Source organism: Roseateles sp. FW305-36, from assembly GCF_058787015.1.
Genome location: NZ_JBYSZK010000018.1, coordinates 1 through 21038, shown reverse-complemented (window position 1 = coordinate 21038; position 21038 = coordinate 1). Strand labels below are relative to the sequence as shown.

Here is a 21038-nt window from a genome sequence, read left to right as displayed (position 1 = left end):
TTTGGCCCGTCAGTGCCGCGGGCCCGGCCAGGGCAGGACCTTGGTGACGAGCCAGGGCGGCTGCACCTGGTCGGCCGTCAGCGCCGCGTTGATGGCGCTCAGGCGGTGCTCCTGGTCGGACGCGACGAGCAGCGGCGACAGGCCGTGCACCGGCGGCAGGAACTGCAGCTTGGACGGGAAGTTGAACAGCGTCGCGTCGCCTGCGATGACCTGGCGCGAGCCGTCGCGGACGTCGATGCGCACGATGCGCAGTTGCAGAGAGTCGGCCGCGTAGAGGGCCGGGTCGCCCGGCTGGAAGCGGTCGAAGGCCAGGCCGTGCAGCGTCTCGGACGCCAGGCCCGGTGCGCGCAGCGACACGGGCCGGATGTCCTGGGCCCGCGCGGCCGGGCTGCGCGTGGTGTCGGTCAGCGAGGCCATGGGCACACGGTAGACACCGCCGTGGCAGGTGGTGGAGAAATACAGCTGGCCGCCGCGCTCGGCCAGGCCGACGACGCCGGGCGCGAAGTTGCCGGCCGTCGTGAAGGGCAGGCCGCCGACCGTCGTCGGCGTGAAGGCGCAGGGCGCGAGCGTCTCGATGGGCCGGCCGTCGGACGGGAAGAGACCAGGCGCAATCGAGCCGTCGGGCTTGATGACCCACAGCGCGCCGACGATGGATTCCGACACGATGTAGTGGCCGTTCGAGGCCACCTCCACGTCCTCGGCGAAGACCAGCGGGAAGCCGTCGAAGCGCACGATGCGCGTCAGCGTGGCCTGCAGCTTCAGGGTGTGCGGGTTGTAGCTCACGCTGTAGTCGTAGACGCGCGGCACCGCGGGCGTCGTCGGGCTGGGGAAGCCGCCGGAGTCCAGCACCACGACGTGGCCCTCGTGCGGCACGCGCAGCGAGAAGGGCAGCAGCCAGCCGCCGGAAGGCGCCGGCAGCTGGCCCAGCTGCTGGCCGCTGAAACGGTCCAGCACGGCCACCGTGGCGCTCAGCGGCTGGGTGACGAAGACGAGGCGGCTGTCGCCGGCCGCGGCGGACACGAGGCTGTCGCGGCGCGCATAGGCCTGGGCCAGGCCGCGCGGGCCGAAGACGACACCCGGCATCGGGGACTTGGCGTCGGACTGGGCCAGCTGTGCTTCCTGATCGTCGGGCTGGGCCTGGCCGGTGCTTGTGCACAGCGCGAGAAGCAGGGCAGTGAGCAGGTGGATTCGCTGCATGGAAGTCTCTCCTCAAGGATGGCCGCGGCGGCGTTGCAGGCGCAGGCCCGCGAGCAAGCCGCCCGCGAGCAGCAGCGTCCAGGTCTGGGGCTCGGGCACGCTGCTGGCGACGTAGAAGTCGTAGCTCACCGGGACGACGATGCTGATGCCGAGCAGGGAGGCGCTGGCGCGTTGGCCGACCATGCAGGCCAGGCTCTCGCACAGAGGGTCGGGAGAAGTCGTCAGGTGATAGCTGCCGATCACCGCTTCCGAGAGGGTCAGATCCAGGCCGCCCTGGGGCGTCAAGACCCAGGCCCCGCCGGGCGCGCCCACCTGCAGCTCATTCGCCAGGCCCGCGGGGGTGGCCTGCAGAGGACCCGAAGAGGCGCTGACGTGCTGGCTGCTGCCGGCGGTGACATCCAGGCGGTGCTGGCCCGACGAGACTGTCAGTTGTGAGTCGGCTGGCGCGGTCAACAGGCTGCCGCTGCGGATGTAGGTGGCGCCGGCACCCAGGCTGGCGCGCAGATAGGTCTGGCCCGACAGCTGGAGCAGTTGCGGCGGGCCGAAGTCGAGGTGAACCGTGATGGGACCCAAGGCACTCGTGCCGGCGGGCGGATGCAGGCTCAGGACCAGGGGTTCGCCCTGGCCGGTACCGCCGGTGAATGTCCACTGGCCGTCGTCGCCGATGGAGGGCAAGGGCCAGCTGATGCCGCCCATGCCGACCGACCAGGCACCGTCCGGCATCTGGCCGCTGTCCCAGCTGATGCTGACACCGGGGCCGTCCAGCTTGCGGATGTCTGCGAGGCCGGCCGTGCAGATGAGCAGCGGCGCGAGCAGCCCGACGAGGCTGCGAAACAGGCGTGGACGCATGGCGAACTTCTCCTGAGGAGCGGGGAGGACCCGCGGGTTGGAAAGGGGACGGATCAGCGCGGCTTGAGGATTTCGGCCAGCCGGTCCGGCATGCCGTCGACGCGTTCCAGCCGCGGGTAGCGCGGGCCGCTGCTTTCGCTGAAGCTGAGCAGGCGGTAGTCGTCGCCGTGCTTGACCCACCACTCCATCGCCGTGCCGCTGTCGCGAGCGTCCTTCAGCGCGGCCTCGGCGCGCTCGGGGGTGTAGGCGCGGCGCTGCACGGCCAGCAGCTGGTCGCCCTGCACCAGGCCCTGGCGGAAGGCCGGCGAGTCCCAGGCGACCTGCTGCAGCTTGCCATCGCTGGCGACGACTGCGCCGACCGAATACAGCATGGAGAAGACCGGCTTCTTGGGGTTGAGCGAAGCAAGGTCGAGGGGGCTGCGCTGGTCGGCATAGGCCAGGCGCCAGCCGGTGCGCTCCAGGCCCGTGGTGTCGGCTGTGTCGGCGCGACGCAGGCCGTCCAGGCGCTCGCGCAGCAGGGCCCGCCAGTCCAGCGGCAGGACCTTGTTCAGCACGGCGACGACGTCGTCGAAACCATAGGGGCGGGGCTGGCGCTCGCCGGGGCGGGCGGCGAAGAAGGCGCGCGCGAAATCGTCCAGCGAGCGCCGGCCCTCGCTGCGTTCGCGGATCAGCGCGTCGATGTCCAGCCACAGGCGCAGGGCAGACTCGGCGTAGTAGTCCGTGCGGCCGGACCAGTCCGGCCAGGGCAGGTCCTCGGGCAGGGGCATGGCGGGGTCATGCACCGTGTCCTGCAGCGGGCGCCAGCGGCGGCGCGGCTGCTGGGCATACCAGGCCGCGGTGTGGGCGAAGATGCGCTGCACCTGGGGGACGGTGATCATGCCGCTGCGCGCGGCCAGCACCGAGCCCCAGTACTGGGTCAGGCCTTCGTAGACCCACAGCAGTTCGTTGGTCGTCGGCGTGTTGAGGTTGTCGCGCAGCAGGCCGGCGGGGCGCAGCAGCTTGCCGTTCCAGGCGTGCACGAACTCGTGGGCGACGAGACTGCGCACGCGTTCGGCGGCGGCCCAGTCGTCCAGGAAGTTGCCGGGCAGCTGCATCTCGCTGGACTCGTGATGCTCGACGCCGTCGATGGGCGAGGCCTCGGCGTTGGCCAGCAGCATGTCGTAGTGGCGCCAGGGACGGGCGCCGAACAGCGCGTCGGCCTGGCGCACCAGCTGGCGCAGGGCCTCGATCTGCGTGTCGCTGATGGCGATGCGGGCTGGCTCGTCGCCGAACAGATGCAGGGCCACCGGTTGCGGCGTGCCCGGCGGGTCGAGCTCGATGCGGCGATGGAAGGCGCCGGCATAGACCGGCGAGTCCATCAGCGTGTCCAGGGCCTCGGGCTCGAAGGCGATCCAGCCCGGCTCGGGGCTTTCAGCGCTGGCGCGCAGCGCGCTGCCCCAGCCCCAGCCCTCGGGCAGGCGCAGCCGGGTGCGCACGCGGGACTCGGCCATGGGCCGCCCGGCCGGGTAGAGCAGCAGGGCCGGCCAGTTCAGGCCGACGCAGTCGCGGCCATGCAGCCAGTTGTTGGCGCCGTCGCCCAGCCATTGGTAGCGCACGTCCACCGTGGCAGCGCCGGCGGGCACGTTGACGTCGAAGGCTTGTGGTTGGTCGGGCGCGCGTTGCCAGGCCAGCGGGCGACCATCCTGGGTGATGCTGAGGCCGGCGATCTGGCTGACGCGTCCGACCGGCCCGTGGTAGCCGGGCAGCCACAGCGGATGCAGCAGGCGCAGCCGCCCGGTGCGGGCAGGCAGCACGAGGTGGACCTGGACGATGCCCTGGCCGGTGTTGCTGGCGTCGACATGCGCCGTGATCGATTCCTGGGCCTGGGCCTGCGGCGCCAGGCCGGCGCCGCCGAGGATGAGCAGCAGCAGGAAGAAGAACGCCCGATGGAGCAGCATGGCAACCTCTTGAGGTGGATGCTGGATCGGACGCAGCCCGCCGCCGGAAGCGGACAGGCTCGAGAGAGATTTCCGGCGCGCGGCGGGGGCGCGCCGGGTTCAGGCGGGATCAGCCGGCTTTCTTGTGGCCCTTCTTGGCGGCCTTCTTGTGCTTGGCCTTGGTCTTCTTGGCCGCCGTCTTGGCATGCACGCCGCTGCTGACCTGGCTGGTCTTGTGATGCGTGGGCACGCGCGCCTCGGCGGCGGGGGCGGCAATGGCGAGGGCCGTGACGAGGGCGGTGAGCAGGGTCTTCATCTTCGATCTCCAGAAACAAAAACGGATGCGGCGAGCGTAACGGAGCCGGCTTGCCTGGGGCTGTGGATGCAAACCTGTTGTTGCCCTGGGTCAAACAGGCCCTAGTTGCCCTTGCGGATCATGGCGCCGTCGTCCGTGCGTTCGTCCTCCTTGAACACCCCTTCCCAGCGGTCGCCGGTGGGCCAGAAGAAGACGCCGTCGCCGTGCTTCAGGCCTCGTGACCAGGCGCCTTCGTAACGCTCGCCGCTCTTCCAGGCGTATTTGCCCTGGCCATGGGCCTTGCCGGCCTCGAACTGGCCTTCGTAGACGTCGCCGTTGGGAAACACCATGCGGCCCCCGCCCTGGGGCAGGCCGGCGGCCATCTGGCCTTCGTACTGGTTGCCGTTGGCGAAGCGCATCTTGCCCACGCCCTGGGGCTTGTCGTTGACCCAGTCGCCCTCGTAGCGCTGGCCGCTCATCCAGACATAGCTGCCCTTGCCGTGCGGCAGGCCCTGGCGCAACTGGCCGCTGTAGACGTCGCCCGAGGCATAGGTCAGCTTGCCCTCGCCCTCGGGCTGGCCGTCCACCACCAGGCCCTCGTAGTGGTTGCCGTTGGCGAAGCTCATCACGCCGCGGCCGGCAGGGCGGTCGGCCGACCACTCGCCCTTGTAGCGCTGGCCACCGGCCCAGCGGATCTCGCCTATGCCCTCGCGCCGGCTGTGCGTCAGCGGGCCCTCGTAGACGTCGCCGTTCTTCCACTCGACGCGGCCGGTGCCGCTGACGGTGTCGTCGTTCTCGCGCACGAACTGGCCGACATAGTGCGTGTCGCCGGCCGTGCGATCGAAAAGCTTGGGCTCGGGCGCGGGCGTCGCCGCGGTGGCGATGGGCGTGATCGGCGTGGCGGCTGCCTGGCGCAGCGGCACGGTGGCGGGCGCCGGCGCGGCGGCGGCGGGCTTGGCCGTGGGGGCCGCGGCCGCTGCGGTCGCCGCGCCCGGCTTGGGCGCCGCCGCAACGACGGGCGCCGGCGCCGGCGCGCCGGGCAGGGGCGTGGACACCCAGGGCGTGCCGCGCTCACGGGCCAGGGCCTGAGCATTGTTCAGCGCCAGCTCCTGGGCGCTGCCCTTGCAGGCCCGCGCGGTGTCGCGCCACAGCGTCTCGCCGATCTGGCTCTGGGTCTGGCGCTCGGCCAGGGGCAGGGCGGCGCCACTGTTGCGCAGCTTGGTGGAGAACTCGCGAGCCTGCTCGAAGGGCGGGGCGCAGAACTCGGCGTTGTGACCGTCGATCTCGCTCTGCTCGCGGCGACGTTGGGCGGTCTGCTGCTGGCTGCCGCTGCACTGTTCGGCGGCCAGCTCCCACATGCCCTCGGCCTTGCGGTAGAGGCTGGCGGCATCGGGGAAGCGGCGCTCGCCGAAGGCCGCGCGGGCCAGTTCCTGCAGGGCGGCGGCCTCCCGGTGGGCGGTCTCGCACTGGCTGCCGGCCTGCAGCTTCTCGGCCAGCGCGTCGCGGCTTTTCTGGCTGTCGGCCAGGTTGCGCTGGGCACGCTCGCGCGCGCGGCCGTCACAGGTGGCAATCGCCGCCCCCCATTCGGCCACCGCCTCGTCGTAGAGCTTGACCAGGGCCTGCAGCGGCTGGTTCTGCGACTGGGCCGTGGCGGCGCGCAGGTCGGAGGACAGGGCGCGGCTGGTCAGCTGGGCGCAACTGGGCGGTGGCGGGGGCGGCGCAGGCACGGGCTCGGACGCAGCGGGCTCTGGCGCCGAGGCGGCGGTTTCGGGGGGCGTCTGGGCCTGGGCCCAGGCTGCCGTCAGCAGCAGCAACAGGGTCGTGGCGCGCTTCATTTTTTGGCGCCCGACTCGGCGGGCAACTCCAGCATGGCGTCGACGAGGCCGCGCGAGAAGCGGTTGGAACCGGGGTCGTCGGGGCTGTCGAAGCTGAAGCTGGTCTTGGCCGAGGCCAGCGGCATGGCACCGATCTCCGCGCGCAGGGCCTCGGGCCGGAAGCCGCCCAGGATGGCGGTGATCTCGCCCTCGAAGCCTCTCGCGGCGGCGACCTTGTTCAGCGCGCTGAGGCGGTCGGCGTCGAACACGAAGGCGTTCATGGCCAGGCTGCGCTCGACGAGCTTCTGGTGCAGGGTGAAGCCCGCCAGCGGTGGCGCGCCCAGGGCGGCCATGCGCGCGAAGGCCCAGGCGTCGGCGCGCTCGAAGGCGGTGGCGGCGATGCGCGAGATGCCCGACAGCGAGCCGCGGTTGGCGGCGGCAGCCTGCATCACGTTGACGACCTGCTGGCGCGTCAGCTGCTGGGCGGCGTCGACGAGGCCGTCGCGGATTTTCTGCGCGGCCAGGGCCTTGCCCTGCTCGATGAGCTGCTGCTTGAGGACCTCGCTGGCCACGTTGGCCGCCGCGTTCTTGGCCGCGCTGATGGCCGCGTCCGCGGCCATGGCCGCCGCCTTCACGCCCGAGGCCAGAGTGGCCAGGTTGTAGAGGGTGCCGGCGATCTTGATGGCGTAGTGGTAGGTCTTCATGCGGGCCCCGCCCTCTTCGGACAGGCCCTGGGTCCACAACACCAGCCACAGCGCCTCGTCGGGCGTGAGCTCGGCCTGGGTCACCTCCAGCGGGTGCAGGCTGAGCAGCCAGTGGTAGTCCTGCAGCTCGGGCGTGTTGGGCGGCGCAAAGCGGGTGTAGCCGCGACAGACCTCGAAGGGCCGGATCTGCACCGGCTTGCCGGCGGCCGTGCCGACCTGGAAGGGCTTGCCGTTGTCGCGTGCCTCGGCCAGCCACTCCAGCAGCTTCTCGCCGTCGTCGCTGCTCTGGCCGGCCACGTGGTTGATGCGTGTGCCCATGGGCAGGGGCGAGTCCTGGGTGATGGCGATGACGGTCAGCCGCTCGTCCACCTGCAGGGCGCGCGCCCAGGCGACGCGGTCGTCGCTGCTCCAGCCGGCGCTGGTGGCCACGGCGAAGGGCAGCTCCCACTGCTTGTCACACTCCCTGTCCTTCAGCGCGGCGCTGCGGGCGATGGCCGGGCGGATCAGGCGCTCACCGGCGCCATAGGCACGCATGCCGGCCAGCAGGGTCTCGTCGACCTTGCGGCCGTCGTCCACCGTGAACTTGGGGCCGGAGGCGCAGCCGGTGAGCAGCGCAAGCAGAACAATCAGTAACAGGCGCATTCGGGGGAGCCTAAGCGCTCCCCGTGACGCCCGTCGCCCGTAGTTCTACGTAAGCGCGTGATGCCTTGCCCACAAGCCTAAACTGACGGGTCGCGCCACAAGCGCCAGGAGTACGCCATGAACGCACGTGACCCCCAACTGCCCCTGCAAGCCGACGAGGCGACCGCCCTGGGGGCCTTCGCCGCCAGCGTCTGGGACGAGGAAATCGTCCCCGCGCTGACCGACTACATCGCCATCCCCGCCAAGAGCCCGATGTTCGACGCCGACTGGGCGGCTCATGGCTATATCGACAAGGTGCTGACCCAGGCCGCCGCCTGGGTGGAGAGCAAGAAGGTCGCCGGCCTGAAGCTGGAGGTCATCCGCATCCCCGGCCGCACCCCGGTCATCTTCTTCGAGGTGCCGGCCACCAAGGCCGGTTGCGAGGACACCGTCGTCGTCTACGGCCACCTGGACAAGCAGCCCGAATTCAGTGGCTGGCGCAGCGACCTCGGCCCCTGGACGCCCAAGTACGAGAACGGCCTGCTCTATGGCCGTGGCGGCGCCGACGACGGTTATGCGGTCTATGCGTCCCTCACGGCCATCATGGCCCTGGACAAGCAGGGCATCCCGCGGCCGCGCTGTGTCGGCCTCATCGAGACCTGCGAGGAATCCGGCTCTTTCGACCTGCCGGCCTACCTCGATGTGCTCAAGCCCCGCCTGGGCAATGTGTCCCTGGTGGTCTGCCTGGACTCGGGCGCCGGCAACTACGACCAGCTCTGGCTGACGACCTCGCTGCGCGGCATGGTGTCGGGCGTGCTCAAGGTCGAGGTGCTGACCGAAGGCATCCACAGCGGCGACGCTTCGGGCGTCGTGCCTTCGTCCTTCCGCATCCTGCGCCAGGTGCTGGACCGCCTGGAAGACAGCAAGACCGGCCGCCTGCTGCCCGAGAGCTTCCACTGCGAGATCCCCGGTGCGCGCCTGGAGCAGGCGCAGCTGACGGCGGCCATCCTGAAGGAAGAGGTCTACAAGCGCATGCCCTGGGCCTGCGGCGCGGACGGCGGCCCGGTGCTGCCGGTGACGACCGACCCGGTCGAGGTGCTGCTGAACCGCACCTGGCGGCCGACGCTGTCGGTCGTGGGCGCCGACGGCTTCCCCGAGCTCAAGAACGCCGGCAATGTGCTGCGCCCCTACACGGCCTTCAAGCTCAGCCTGCGCCTGCCGCCGCTGATCGACGGCAATGCCGCCGCGCTGGAGCTGAAGCAGCTGCTGGAAGACAACGCGCCCTACAACGCCAAGGTCACGTTCGTGCCCGACGGCCGCGCCGGCGCCTATGGCGCCACCGGCTGGAACACGCCCGAGCTGTCGCCGTGGCTCAGCCAGGCCCTGAACGACGCCAGCCAGGCCCATTTCGGCGCGCCGGTCGGCTATATCGGCCAGGGCGGCACCATCCCGCTGATGAGCATGCTGCAAAAGGGCTTCCCGGCCGCGCAGATGATGGTCTGCGGCGTGCTGGGCCCCAAGAGCAATGCCCACGGCCCCAATGAATTCCTGCACGTGCCCTATGGCAAGCGCCTCACGGCCGCGGTCGCCCAGGTCATGGCCGCCCATCCGTGACCCACCCCCTACGCGCTTCGCGCGCCCCCTCAAGGGGGCAACCCGCGCCGACCGGCAAAGCCGGATCGGCGGGGTTTGCTTGGGAAGGCACTCTTTTGCCACGCACAAAACCCAAGCCCTATTGCGCTAGCGCATGGACCAATTAAGAGCGATCAAGGTTTTTGTCCGCGTCATCGACGAGGGCAGCTTCGCCGCCGCGGCGCGGGCGCTGGACCTGGCGCCGGCCGTGGTCACGCGGCTGGTGGCCGAGCTGGAGGAACACCTCGGCACACGGCTGCTCAACCGCACGACGCGGCGGCTGTCGCTGACCGAGATCGGCGAGGCTTATCTCGAGCGGGCTCGGCGCATCCTGGCCGACGTGGACGAGGCGGCGGCCCTGGCGGCTTCGGCCACCCAGGAAGTGCGCGGCCTGCTGCGCATCCTGTGCCCGCCGGCCATCGCCGTGCACCAGCTGGCCAAGCACCTGCCCAAGTTCCATCGCGAATACCCGCTGGTGACGCTGGAGATCACCTCGCCCGGACCGGTCGAAACGGTGGACGACGCCTACGACCTGACCATCCTGGTCTCGCGTGCGCCGCTGGATGGCGACTTCATCGCCCGACGCCTGGCGCGCAGCGAATTCATCATGTGCGCCTCGCCGGAATACCTGGACCAGCGCGGCCGTCCCCAGCATCCCAGCGAACTCAAGCTGCACGACGCGCTGCTGCCACCCACGCCGACGCTGATGCGCGGCCTGACGCTGCAGCGCGGCGACGGCAGCGAGGAAATCACCCTGCCCATCGTGCCCTCGCGCGCCGCGCTGTCCACGACGCACATGGACACCAACTACGCCGCCGCCCTGCATGGCCTGGGCGTGGCCGGTTTGCCCAGCTTCATGGTGGAAGACGCGCTGCTGGAGCAGGCCCTGGAGCGGGTCATGCCGCAGTGGAGCCTGTTCAGCACGACGTTGTGGGCCGGCATGCCGACGCGCAAATACGTGCCGGCGCGCACCCGGGCCTTCCTCGATTTCCTGCTCGAGATCTTCGGCGGCGAGGACAAGGACCCGTGGCTGGTGGCGGCGGGTTGTGCGACGTGTCCCTGACTACTTCAGCGTGAAGCCCAACTCGAAGAACTCGGGGAAGCGCGTCTCCATGGCCCGCTTCAGCGGACTGAAGGCGACATAGCGGCTTGCCGTCCTGACGATATAGGCCATCAGCCGGCGCTGCTCGGCATGGCCCTGGCCCAGCAGCGCCAGGTGCTGGCGCAGGGCGCTCCATTCCAGTTCCCGCCAGTATTCGCCGAAGTCGGCGGCCAGCTCCTCGTCGAGCAGGCCCTCCTTGCGGCAGGCCTCCCAGTGGCGCACGGCCCAGTCGATTTCCTGGGCTTCGTCCCAGGCCAGCTCGGGCGGGCGCAGCAGGGCGGCCAGTTCATCGGTCACGCTGCCTTTGGGGGCGTCGTGGAGCAGGCGTTGCACCACGCCTTCCAGGCCGCTGTCCAGGCCGTCCTGGACGATGCGGGCCAGGCCGGTGCGCAGCAGGACGGCATCGGGCGGCGCCAATGCGGCGGGGCGCGCGCGCAGCTCGGCGCAGGCCTCGCGCATCAGGCGGTCGGCGTCGGCGGGGTGGGCGATGAGATTGGCGATCAGGGCGGAGGTCATGGAGAGGAAGTCCCTCGTGGATAATGAAATTCTAAGAACCGCCGGCCCCGGCATCCTCACCGACATCGAGCCCTTGCCGCTCTCGCCGCCCGTGCCGCGCTCGTCCCGCCTTCCCACACCCGCCCCGCTGCCCCTCGTCGTCGCCCTGGCCCTGTGCGCCTGGGGGCCGGCGTCGGCCCAGCAGGCCCCTGCCGACGATGCGCTGCCGCTGCGCGGCAGCCGCGTGCTCGGCCCGACGTCCAAGACCAGCGCCAAGCCGGCCCTGGTCATCAGTGCCAGCAAGGTGTCGGCCCAGATGGACCAGAAGGCCGAGGGCCAGGGCGACGTCGAGCTGCGCTACGGCGAGCTGGTGCTGAATGCCGACAAGCTGGACTACAACGTCGTCGACGACCTCGCCAAGGCCGAAGGCCAGGTGCGCATCAACCACAACGGCAATGTCTTCACCGGGCCGCTGCTGCAGCTCTATGTGAGCCGCTTCGAGGGCGAGTTCCTGGCGCCGCGCTTCTTCCTGGCCGCCACCGGCGGCGCCGGCAAGGCCAAGGTGCTGAAGTTCCAGGACAGCGAGCACATGAGCGCCACCGACGGCAGCTACACCAGCTGCCCGGCCGTGGAGAACGAGGAGCCGGCCTGGCAGATCACCGCCCGCAATCTGCGCATGGACCTGGCCGCCAACGAAGGCCAGGCCGACGGTGCGGTGCTGCATTTCCTGGGCGTACCCATCCTGGCCGCGCCCTCGCTGAGCTTCCCGCTGAGCTCGGCGCGCAAGTCGGGCTGGCTGCCGCCCAACCTCTTCCTGGACAACCGCAGCGGCCTCGAGTTCGGCGTGCCCTACTACTGGAACATCGCGCCGCAGCGCGATGCGACCTTCACGCCCTTCATCCTGAGCAAGCGCGGCGTCGGCCTGGACAGCGAGTTCCGCTATCTGGAGCCCGACCACGCCGGCCGCATCAACGTCGACCTGCTGCCGAGCGACCGCGTCTTCGGCCATTCGCGCTGGAGCCTGAAGCTCAACAACGACGGCCATGTCTTCGGCGACTGGCGCTACAGGCTCAAGAGCGAGCGGGTCTCCGACGACGACTACTGGAAGGACATGTCGCGCCGCGTCGAGAGCCAGACGCCGCGCCTGCTGGCCAACGACTTCACGCTGAACCGCCAGCGCGAGCTGTCCTGGGGCGTCATCGACACCTATGCCCGCGTGCAGCGCTGGCAGACCCTGCAGGGCAGCGACACCCTGGCCCGGTTCGATTCGCCCTTCCAACGCAGCCCGCAGATCGGTGTGCGCGTGACGACGTCGGCCGACGAGGCGGTGCTGGACAGCTTCCGCCCCTGGGGCCGCAAGGCGCGGCTGGAAGGCGGCCTGGAGCTGGAATACAACCGCTTCGACCTGCCGAGCTCGGCCCTGGCCGGTCAGCAGCGCGGCGGCCAGCGTGTGCATGCCCTGGGCCACATCGCCGCGCCGCTGGGCGGCGAGGCCTGGTGGTTCATCCCGCGTGTGTCGGTCAACGCGGCGGCCTATGACCTGGACCGGGCCCAGCCCGACGGCCAGACCCGCATGCATCGCTTCATCCCGACGCTGAGCATCGACCATGGCTGGGTGTTCGAGCGCGACACGACGCTGCTGGGCCGCGACTACCGTCAAAGCCTCGAACCGCGCCTGCTCTACGTCAACACGCCCTTCCGCGACCAGGCCAACCTGCCCAACTTCGACTCGGCGCCCAAGGACTTCAACTTCGACTCCATCTACACCGACAACCCCTTCTCGGGCGTGGACCGGGTGTCGGACCTGCATGCGCTGAGCGCCGGCGTGACCAGCCGCTGGATCGGCGCGAACTCGGGCGAGGAGATCCTGCGCCTGGGCGCCGTGCAGCGCTTCCTGTTCCGCGACCAGAAGATCACGCCGGACGGCCAGCCCGTCACCCAGCGCTTCTCCGACCTGCTGCTGGCCGCCGCCGCCCACCTGGACGAGCAGTGGTGGGCCGACGGCACGCTGGAGTTCAACCCCGAGACCAACCGCTCGGTGCGCTCGGTGCTGCGCGCCCGCTATTCGCCCGGGCCCTTCAAGACCGTCAGCGTCGCCTACCGCCTGGCGCGGGCCCAGAGCGAGCAGGTCGAGGTGGCGTGGCAATGGCCCATCTACGGCACGCCCGTCACCTCGCGCGGCGCCGACAGCAAGTCCTGCAGCGGCGCCTGGTACAGCGCCGGCCGCGTGCAGTACTCGCTGCGCGACAAGCGCCTGACCGATTCGGTCATGGGCTTCGAGTACGACGCCGGTTGCTGGGTGCTGCGCTGGGGCGTGGAGCGGCTGTCCACCGGCCGGGCCGAAACCAACACGCGCCTGATGCTGCAACTGGAGCTGGTGGGCCTGTCGCAGCTCGGTTCGAACGCCCTCAAGGTCTTGAAGGACAATGTGCCCGGTTACCGAAGGCTGAGCTCCGATCGCTCGCCGAGTTCAGATTTCCAACCATGATGCATCGCCTCGCTCCTCTTGTTCTGGCCCTGGCCGCCTTCACCGCCTCGGCCCAGACAGCGCCCACGCTGCAGCCGGGTGACTACATCGCCGCCGTCGTCAACCAGGACGTCGTCGCCGCCAGCGAGGTCGTCCAGCGCACCGAACGCCTGCGCCAGGAAGCCCGCCAGCGCGGCGAGGTCATGCCCGAGACGGCCGGCCTGCGCAAGCAGGCGCTGGAGGCGCTGATCGAGGACCGCGTCCTCGTCACCTATGCCCGCGAGAACGGCCAGCGCATCGACGAGGCCGAGCTGGACCGCGTCGTCGCCAACGTTGCCGCGCAGAACAAGCTGACCATGGCCCAGCTGCGCGAGCGCCTGAAGGCCGACGGCACCGACTACAAGAGCTTCCGCGAGAACCTGCGCGACCAGATGATGACGGAGCGCGTGCGCGAGCGCGAAGTGCAGGGCCGCATCAAGGTGACGGACGCCGAGATCGACGCCTACCTCGACAAGAAGCGCGCCGCGCTGGAGCAGGGCGGGCAGATCAACCTGGCCCAGGTGCTGGTGTCGGTGCCGGATGGCGCGCCGGAAAGCGTCGTCGCCGAGAAGCGCGCCCGTGCCGAGGCGGCGCTGGCCCGCGTCAAGGCTGGCGAGGACTTCGGCAAGGTTGCCCGCGAGATCTCCGAGGACGGCAACAAGGCCAAGGGCGGCGAGATCGGCATGCGCCCGGTCGACCGCCTGCCCGATGTCTTCGTCAGCGCCGTCCAGGGCCTGAAGAGCGGCCAGGTCGCCCCCGAGCTGCTGCGCAGCGGCGCGGGCTTCCACATCCTCAAGGTCGTCGAGCGCCAGGGTGGTGCCTCCATGACGCAGAGCGTGCAGACCCATGCCCGCCACATCCTGCTGCGCCCCTCGGCCCAGCTGACCGCCGAAGTCGCGGCCCGCCGCCTGGCCGAGATGAAGCGCCAGATCGAGGGCGGCCAGGCCAAGTTCGACGACCTGGCCAAGGCCAACTCCGAGGACGGCAGCGCTCCCGAGGGTGGCGATCTGGGATGGATGGGCGCCGGCGGCTTCGTGCCGGAGTTCGAGGAAGCCATGAATGCGTTGCCGCTGAACGGCATCTCGGGTCCCGTCGTGTCGCGCTTCGGCGTGCACCTGATCCAGGTGCTGGAGCGTCGCACCGTCGATGTCGAGATGAAGCAGCTGCGCGAGCAGGCCCGCAATGCGCTGCGCGAGCAGAAGTACGACGAGGCCTACCAGGAGTGGGTCAAGGATCTGCGGACCAAGGCCTTCGTCGAGGTCCGGGAATGGCTCGACTGAGCGGGCAGCACATCCCGCGCAAGCGCTTCGGCCAGCATTTCCTGACCGACAAGGCGCTGATCGAGGCCATCGTCGACCTCATCGACCCGCAGTCGGGCGAGACCCTGGTCGAGATCGGGCCCGGCCTGGGCGCGATGACGCTGCCGCTGCTGGCGCGCATTCCCAAGGGTTCGGTGCCGCTGACCGTCATCGAGCTGGACCGCGACCTGGCGGCCCGCCTGCGCAAGCGTGACGACGTCGAGGTCATCGAGAGCGACGTGCTCAAGGTCGACTTCAAGGCCCTGGCCGCCACCAAGGCCGCCCGGCTGCGTGTCGTCGGCAACCTGCCCTACAACATCTCCACGCCCATCCTCTTCCATCTGCTGGAGGCCGTGGACGATGTCGTCGATCAGCATTTCATGCTGCAGAAGGAAGTCGTCGACCGCATGGCCGCAGGACCGGGCGGCAAGGACTATGGGCGCCTGAGCGTCATGCTGCAGTGGCGCTACGACATCGAGTCGGTGCTGGACGTGCCACCCGAAGCCTTCGACCCGCCGCCGCGGGTGGACTCGGCCATCGTGCGCATGCAGCCCTTGAAGGCGCCGCCGGCCGTCGATCCCAAGCTGCTGGGCGAACTGGTCGCCAGCGCCTTCTCGCAACGCCGCAAGCTGTTGCGCCACAGCCTGGGCCACTGGCTGACCGAGCGCGGCTACCCGGGTCACTTCGACCTGCAGCGTCGCGCCGAGGAAGTGCCGGTCGACCAGTTCGTCGCCCTGGCCCTCGAAGTCTCAGAAACGACAAAGCCCGCTTGAAGCGGGCTTTGTCTCCTCCAGCAGCTGCAGCGGAACCGGCATTGCCGGGCCGCTAGCAGCGCCCCCTCGGGGGGCCGGCGTCAGCCGGTACGGGGGGTCTCATTACGCGGCGTTCAACCACATCGAGGTGTCGAAGGCGCTGCACATCATCGGCATGTTCATGCCGAAATTGGGGTTGCCAATCGTCGACTTCGCGCTTTTCGGCGCGGGCTTCTCAATCACCGGGGCCACCTCAGCAGCCCGCTCCCATGACCCGTTTTCTTGGGAGCGGGCTACTGAAAAGAATAGAAACAGCGGAACGCTATCTTCCGGTCGGCCCAGTAGTCAGCCGTATCGCGGAACACATCGAGCAGCTGCTCGCGGGCTTCGCGATCGAATCGCACGTTGTCGGGCAACTGCTCCAGCACCACGACAAAGCCCGGCTGGCTGCCAGACTTGTGAACGAGGTCGGTCATGCAGTCATGCAGGGCGTCCAGGTTCTTGCCGAAATGCGCTGGGAACAAGAAGGCCTGCGCGATGCCGTCGAGCACGTCCTGCTTGGACTGCGCCTCGGACAGATTGGCATAGAGAAAATGCTGGCCCGCCTCATGAGCGGCCTGCATCAAGTCCTCGACCCGGTAGGCCCGTATGGCCTGCACGATATTGGGACGGACGGTCTGCAAAAGCATGGTCGCGTTCCTCCTTTCAAGTCACAAAACTGCTGAATCCTCGACCTTCACCGTGCCGCCGCCGCGCGGATGCGCTTGAAGCTGGCATAGTGATCGTCGGTGTAGTAACAGACCTCCGGCGCCGTCGGGGGCGTGCCGCCGCAGATGAGGCGGCGGGCGCCACGCGTGCGTGCGCCAGGGGTCTTGACCGTGTACTCGCGATAGAAGCCGCGCGCCTTGCGGGGCAGCAGTCGCTCGCGATTGCCGAACACCACGCCATCCTTGGCATAGGGAAACGGGCCACCGGCGAGAATGAGCCGGTGCGTTTCCTGGGCCTGGGCGGGCAGCTCGTTCAGCTGGATTTCAGCCAGAACGGGCGTTGCGGTGGGCGCCGCTTCCTTGGCTTGCGCGCCTCCGGCGAGGCCGGAAAGCAGCAGGGCGGTGGTGACCGCCGAGGCGCCGGAACGCGCCAGCCACGAGAGCAAAAACACGGGTTAACCCTGAATTCGAAACCACAATGGTACCGAAGCGACCCGAAAAGCTCAAGCCAGACCCCGTCGCGGAAGTCTGGAATAGGCTCATGTGAGCCGGCGCTCACACGCAGCTAAGTGCCTGTTTTTGCTTGAATCATGACGGCCTCGTGACGCAGTTTTCGTCGTGAAAACTTCTGTCAATTGGGGGAGTCAGGGCGCTTTTGCCCTGTTCCCCCATGGAACCGCGGCGGGCTTCAGGCGCGCGCCGCGTTGGCGTCGGCGACCGTCAGGGCCGTCATGTTGACGATGCGGCGCACCGTCGCCGAAGGCGTCAGGATGTGCACCGGCTTGGCCGCGCCCAGCAGCACCGGGCCGATGGCGATGCCGCCGCCGGCGGCCGTCTTCAGCAGGTTGTAGGAGATGTTGGCGGCGTCGATATTGGGCAGCACCAGCAGGTTGGCTTCGCCCGTCAGCGGGCTGTGCGGCATCAGCTGCTTGCGATAGCCGGGGTCCAGGGCGGTGTCGCCGTGCATCTCGCCGTCGACCTCCAGCCAGGGCGCGAGTTGCTGGATCAGGGCCAGCGTGTCGCGCATCTTGACGGCCGAGGGCTTGTCGCTGGTGCCGTAGTTGCTGTGCGACAGCAGGGCGGCCTTCGGCGTCAGGCCGAAGCGGCACATCTCCTGGGCCGCCAGGATGGTGATCTCGGCCAGCTGCTCGGCGCTGGGGTCGTAGTTGACGTGGGTGTCGACCAGCATGACCTGGCGGCCCGGCAGGATCAGGCCGTTCATGCAGGCGTAGGTCTTCACACCGGCGCGCTTGCCGATGACCTGGTCGATGTATTGCAGATGGGTGGCCGTCGTGCCCCAGGTGCCGCAGAGCATGCCGTCGACTTCGCCCTTGTGCAGCAGCATGCTGCTGATCAGCGTCAGGCGGCGGCGCATCTCGATCTTGGCGAGCTGCTGGGTGACGCCCTTGCGTTCGGTCATGCGCAGATAGGTCTGCCAGTAGTCGCGGTAGCGGTCGTCGTGCTCGACGTTGACGATGTCGTAGTCGCGGCCCTGCTGCAGGCGCAGGCCGAAACGCTCGCAGCGCTCGGCGATGACCTCGGGACGGCCGATCAGCGTCGGGCGGGCCAGGCCTTCGTCGACGACGACCTGGGCCGCGCGCAGGATGCGCTCCTCCTCGCCCTCGGCATAGGCGACGCGCTTGTTCGGCGCCCGCTTGGCCGCGGTGAAGATGGGCTTCATCGTGTTGCCCGAGGCGTAGACAAAGCTCTGCAGCTTTTCGCGGTAGGCGTCCCAGTCGGTGATGGGGCGGGCCGCGACGCCCGAGTCCATGGCCGCCTTGGCCACGGCCGGCGCGATGCGCATCATCAGCCGCGGGTCGAAAGGCTTGGGGATCAGGTATTCGGCGCCGAAGGAGAGCGTCGCGCCGACATAGGCCGCGGCCACCACTTCGCTCTGCTCCGCCTGGGCCAGGTCAGCGATGGCGTGGACGGCGGCGATCTCCATGTCGATGTTGATGGTCGTCGCCCCCGAGTCCAGCGCGCCACGGAAGATGTAGGGGAAGCACAGGACGTTGTTGACCTGGTTGGGATAGTCCGTGCGGCCCGTGGCCATGATGGCGTCGCCGCGCACGGCCTGCACTTCCTCGGGCAGGATCTCGGGCGTCGGGTTGGCCAGGGCGAAGATCAGCGGCCTGTCGGCCATGGTCGCCACCATGTCGGCCTTCAGCACGCCGCCGGCCGACAGGCCGAGGAAGACGTCGGCGCCCTTGATGACTTCGCGCAGCGATCGTGCATCGGTCTTCTGAGCGTACTCGGCCTTGTCCGGGTCCATCAGTTCGGTGCGGCCCTCGTAGACGACGCCGGCCAGGTCGGTCACGAAGATGTTCTCGCGCGGCAGGCCCAGCTTGACGAGCAGACCCAGGCAGGCGAGTGCCGCGGCGCCCGCGCCCGAGGTGACCAGCTTGACGTCCTTCACGCTCTTGCCGACGACCTTGAGGCCGTTCAGGAAGGCCGCGCCGACGACGATGGCCGTGCCGTGCTGGTCGTCGTGGAAGACGGGGATCTTCATTCGCTCGCGCAGCTTGCGCTCGACGTAGAAGCAGTCCGGCGCCTTGATGTCCTCGAGGTTGATGCCGCCGAAGGTCGGCTCGAGCGCGGCGATGCAGTCGACCAGCTTGTCGAGGTCGTTCTCGGCCACTTCGAGGTCGAAGACGTCGATGCCGGCGAACTTCTTGAACAGCACGCCCTTGCCTTCCATGACGGGCTTGGAGGCCAGCGGGCCGATATTCCCGAGGCCCAGCACGGCCGTGCCGTTGGAGACGACGGCGACGAGATTGCCGCGCGAGGTGTAGCGGAAGGCATTGGCCGGGTCGGCCACGATCTCTTCGCAGGCCGCGGCCACACCGGGCGAATAGGCCAGGGCGAGGTCGCGCTGGTTGACCAGGGACTTGGTGGCGGCGATGGCGATCTTGCCCGGCGTCGGGAACTCGTGATATTCGAGGGCAGCCTGGCGGAGTTGGGCGCGTTTTTCTTCTGAGCTGGACATGGCGGACATCACAAAGGCCGACGAGGGGCTGGAATCATGCCACCGCAAGCCAGCCCGGGTCGCTGCGGATGTCCACATGGCGACAATCGCCGGCATGGGTGAATTCGATCTGATCCGGCGCTTCTTTCAGCGCCCCGCGGCGCCAGGGGTGGAGGTGGGCGTCGGCGATGACTGCGCCGTCCTCGTGCCCACGCCGGGCGCGCGCTGGCTCGTCTCCAGCGACATGCTGGTCGAGGGGCGGCATTTCCTGTCCACCGTGGCACCCGAGCGCCTCGGCCACAAGGCCCTGGCCGTCAACCTCAGCGACCTGGCCGCCTGCGGTGCCACGCCGCGAGGCTTCACATTGGCCCTGGCCCTGCCGCGGCTTGACGAAGCCTGGCTGACCGGATTCGCCCGCGGCCTGTGGGCTTTGGCCGACGCCAGCGGCATCCCGCTGATCGGCGGTGACACCACGCAAGGGCCGCTCAACATCTGCATCACCGTCTTTGGCGAGGCGCCCGCCGGCCAGGCCTTGCTGCGCAGCGGTGCGCGCGTCGGCGACGAGATCTGGGTCTCGGGGCGGCTGGGCGATGCACGCCTGGCGCTGGAGGTCTTCCGCGGCACGGTGAGCCTGGACGGGGTCGGCTTCGACATCGCGCGTGCCGCGATGGAATACCCGACGCCGCGCCTCGCCCTCGGCCAGGCCCTGCGTGGCATCGCGACCGCGGCCATCGACATCTCCGATGGCCTGCTCGGCGACCTCGGCCACATCCTCGCCGCTTCGGGTGTCGGCGCCCGGCTGGATGTCGACGCGCTGCCGCGCAGCAGCGTACTGGCAGCCCAGCCAATGGCCCTGCAGCAGGAATGCCTGCTGGCCGGCGGCGATGACTACGAACTCGTCTTCACCGCGCCGTCCGGTGCGATCCTGCCCGACGTCGGCGTGCCATTGACGCGCATTGGCGCCATCGAAGCCGAGCCGGGCCTGCGCGTCGTCGACACCCATGGCGTGGCCGTCGAGCACGGGCTGCGCAGCTTTGATCATTTCGCTTCATGAGCAATGCACCCATCCGGCCGACTCCGGCCTTCATGCTCCGCCACCCCGCACGTTGGATCGCGCTGGGCTTCGGCAGCGGCCTGTCGCCCAAGGCACCCGGCACGGTCGGTACGCTGTGGGCCTGGCTGGTCTTCGCCGTCCTCTCGCCGTGGATGGGCGACGTGGCCTGGGCCGTGTTGATTGGCGGCGGCACCATCGTCGGCTGGTGGGCCTGCACGGTCACGGCCCGGCACATGAACACGCCCGACCCGGGCGCCATCGTCTGGGACGAAGTGCTGGCCTTCTGGCTCATCCTTTGGCTGATCAGCCCGGTGGGCTGGCTGGGCCAGTTGATCGCCTTCGGCCTGTTCCGCTTCTTCGACGCGGCCAAGCCCGGCCCGGTGGGTTGGGCCGACCGTCTCTTCAAGGCCGAGCGCGGTGCGCCCATCGGTTGGGGGCAGGGCTTCGGCATCCTGTTCGACGATTTCGTGGCCGCCGGCTGTACGCTTGCCGTCATTGCGCTCTACCGCTATTTCATGGGGTGATGCCATGTTTGCCGACGATTTCGAGCTGATCAACCGCATTGCCGTCGCGCTGATGCAGCGGCGCGAGCGCATCGGCACGGCGGAAAGCTGCACCGGCGGCCTCATCGCCGCGGCCTGCACCAGCCTGTCCGGCTCCAGCCAGTGGTTCGAGCGCGGCGTCGTCAGCTACAGCAACGAGGCCAAGGCCGAACTGCTCGGCGTGCCCAAGGGGCTGATCGCCCTGCATGGTGCCGTCAGCGCCGAGGTGGCCGAGCACATGGCCCGCGGCCTGCTGGCCCATGCGCCCGTCGACTGGGCCCTGGCCGTCACCGGCGTGGCCGGGCCCACGGGTGGCAGTGAGGCCAAGCCGGTCGGCACGGTCTGGCTGGCCCTGGTGCATGCCGGGCGGCCAGCGCAGGTCTGGCGCGAGAACTTCGCGGGTGATCGTCAGGCGGTGCGCCTGCAGACCGTGACGGCCGGGTTGACGGCCCTGTGCGAGGCCCTGGAAGACAGGGACAACTGACGACTGGTGGTGGCCGCAGTGCATTGACTGCGGGCCGAGCGCCGGGCCTGCCATGGGCCAGAGGCCCATGGCCTTCCGTAGGCACAAGCAGTCCGCAGGGACTGC

18 protein-coding genes are annotated in these 21038 nt (G+C 69.5%); 8 read left to right on the top strand and 10 right to left on the bottom strand.

What is annotated here, in order from left to right:
- Window positions 1-9 precede the first annotated feature (9 nt).
- The 6 genes from AC3WOE_RS25800 to AC3WOE_RS25775 form a co-directional block, all read right to left on the bottom strand.
- Window positions 10-1197 carry an NHL repeat-containing protein gene (locus tag AC3WOE_RS25800; protein WP_492694554.1) on the bottom strand — a complete coding sequence of 396 codons (1188 nt, stop codon included), beginning with the start codon at window positions 1195-1197 and terminating at the stop codon, window positions 10-12.
- A gap of 12 nt (window positions 1198-1209) precedes the next feature.
- Window positions 1210-2046 (bottom strand): PEP-CTERM sorting domain-containing protein, encoded by an 837-nt coding sequence (locus AC3WOE_RS25795; RefSeq protein WP_492694552.1) that lies wholly within the window; start codon window positions 2044-2046, stop codon window positions 1210-1212.
- Between the two features lie 53 nt (window positions 2047-2099).
- On the bottom strand, window positions 2100-3983 hold the full coding sequence (locus tag AC3WOE_RS25790; RefSeq protein ID WP_492694550.1) for a M61 family metallopeptidase: 1884 nt from the start codon (window positions 3981-3983) through the stop codon (window positions 2100-2102).
- A 109-nt stretch (window positions 3984-4092) separates the two neighbouring features.
- Entirely contained in the window at window positions 4093-4278 is a 186-nt protein-coding gene (locus tag AC3WOE_RS25785; RefSeq protein ID WP_492694548.1) for a hypothetical protein, read from the bottom strand.
- Between the two features lie 101 nt (window positions 4279-4379).
- A complete protein-coding gene (locus AC3WOE_RS25780) occupies window positions 4380-6092 on the bottom strand; it encodes an MORN repeat-containing protein (RefSeq protein ID WP_492694546.1) in 1713 nt (570 codons plus the stop codon).
- Complete coding sequence (locus AC3WOE_RS25775) at window positions 6089-7417, bottom strand: hypothetical protein (RefSeq protein WP_492694544.1); 1329 nt, start codon at window positions 7415-7417, stop codon at window positions 6089-6091. The genes AC3WOE_RS25780 and AC3WOE_RS25775 overlap by 4 nt, the downstream gene beginning before the upstream one ends.
- A gap of 117 nt (window positions 7418-7534) precedes the next feature.
- Here AC3WOE_RS25775 and AC3WOE_RS25770 point away from each other — a divergent pair, with 117 nt between their 5' ends.
- Window positions 7535-9010: a M20 family metallopeptidase gene (locus tag AC3WOE_RS25770; RefSeq protein WP_492694542.1), complete on the top strand. Its 1476-nt coding sequence runs from the start codon at window positions 7535-7537 to the stop codon at window positions 9008-9010.
- A 133-nt stretch (window positions 9011-9143) separates the two neighbouring features.
- On the top strand, window positions 9144-10091 hold the full coding sequence (locus AC3WOE_RS25765; protein ID WP_492694540.1) for a LysR family transcriptional regulator: 948 nt from the start codon (window positions 9144-9146) through the stop codon (window positions 10089-10091).
- Here AC3WOE_RS25765 and AC3WOE_RS25760 read toward each other — a convergent pair whose 3' ends face one another.
- Window positions 10092-10646: a hypothetical protein gene (locus tag AC3WOE_RS25760; RefSeq protein WP_492694538.1), complete on the bottom strand. Its 555-nt coding sequence runs from the start codon at window positions 10644-10646 to the stop codon at window positions 10092-10094.
- 16 nt (window positions 10647-10662) lie between these two features.
- On the opposite strand from AC3WOE_RS25760, the gene AC3WOE_RS25755 reads away from it, so the two are divergent.
- The 3 genes from AC3WOE_RS25755 to rsmA are packed head-to-tail and all read left to right on the top strand — an operon-like array spanning window position 10663 to window position 15202.
- Complete coding sequence (locus tag AC3WOE_RS25755) at window positions 10663-13113, top strand: LPS-assembly protein LptD (protein ID WP_492694536.1); 2451 nt, start codon at window positions 10663-10665, stop codon at window positions 13111-13113.
- A complete protein-coding gene (locus AC3WOE_RS25750) occupies window positions 13110-14411 on the top strand; it encodes a peptidylprolyl isomerase (protein ID WP_492694534.1) in 1302 nt (433 codons plus the stop codon). The genes AC3WOE_RS25755 and AC3WOE_RS25750 overlap by 4 nt, the downstream gene beginning before the upstream one ends.
- Window positions 14399-15202, top strand: a complete 804-nt coding sequence (rsmA, locus tag AC3WOE_RS25745) for a 16S rRNA (adenine(1518)-N(6)/adenine(1519)-N(6))-dimethyltransferase RsmA (protein ID WP_492694532.1) — start codon at window positions 14399-14401, stop codon at window positions 15200-15202. Before AC3WOE_RS25750 ends, rsmA begins: the two co-directional genes overlap by 13 nt.
- Before the next feature lie 272 nt (window positions 15203-15474).
- Here the strand turns inward: rsmA and AC3WOE_RS25740 are convergent, their stop codons facing one another.
- The 3 genes from AC3WOE_RS25740 to AC3WOE_RS25730 all read right to left on the bottom strand — a co-directional run bounded on the left by AC3WOE_RS25740 (window position 15475) and on the right by AC3WOE_RS25730 (window position 18874).
- Window positions 15475-15870 carry a barstar family protein gene (locus AC3WOE_RS25740; RefSeq protein WP_119039032.1) on the bottom strand — a complete coding sequence of 132 codons (396 nt, stop codon included), beginning with the start codon at window positions 15868-15870 and terminating at the stop codon, window positions 15475-15477.
- Window positions 15871-15917: 47 nt separating this feature from the next.
- A complete protein-coding gene (locus AC3WOE_RS25735) occupies window positions 15918-16340 on the bottom strand; it encodes a guanyl-specific ribonuclease (RefSeq protein WP_492694530.1) in 423 nt (140 codons plus the stop codon).
- 236 nt (window positions 16341-16576) lie between these two features.
- Entirely contained in the window at window positions 16577-18874 is a 2298-nt protein-coding gene (locus AC3WOE_RS25730) for an NADP-dependent malic enzyme (RefSeq protein WP_492694528.1), read from the bottom strand.
- Window positions 18875-18968: 94 nt separating this feature from the next.
- On the opposite strand from AC3WOE_RS25730, the gene thiL reads away from it, so the two are divergent.
- The 3 genes from thiL to AC3WOE_RS25715 are packed head-to-tail and all read left to right on the top strand — an operon-like array spanning window position 18969 to window position 20933.
- On the top strand, window positions 18969-19907 hold the full coding sequence (gene thiL, locus AC3WOE_RS25725; protein ID WP_492694792.1) for a thiamine-phosphate kinase: 939 nt from the start codon (window positions 18969-18971) through the stop codon (window positions 19905-19907).
- Entirely contained in the window at window positions 19904-20431 is a 528-nt protein-coding gene (locus tag AC3WOE_RS25720) for a phosphatidylglycerophosphatase A family protein (RefSeq protein WP_492694526.1), read from the top strand. The genes thiL and AC3WOE_RS25720 overlap by 4 nt, the downstream gene beginning before the upstream one ends.
- Window positions 20432-20435: 4 nt before the next feature.
- Window positions 20436-20933 carry a CinA family protein gene (locus AC3WOE_RS25715; protein ID WP_492694524.1) on the top strand — a complete coding sequence of 166 codons (498 nt, stop codon included), beginning with the start codon at window positions 20436-20438 and terminating at the stop codon, window positions 20931-20933.
- The last annotated feature ends 105 nt before the right edge of the window (window positions 20934-21038 follow it).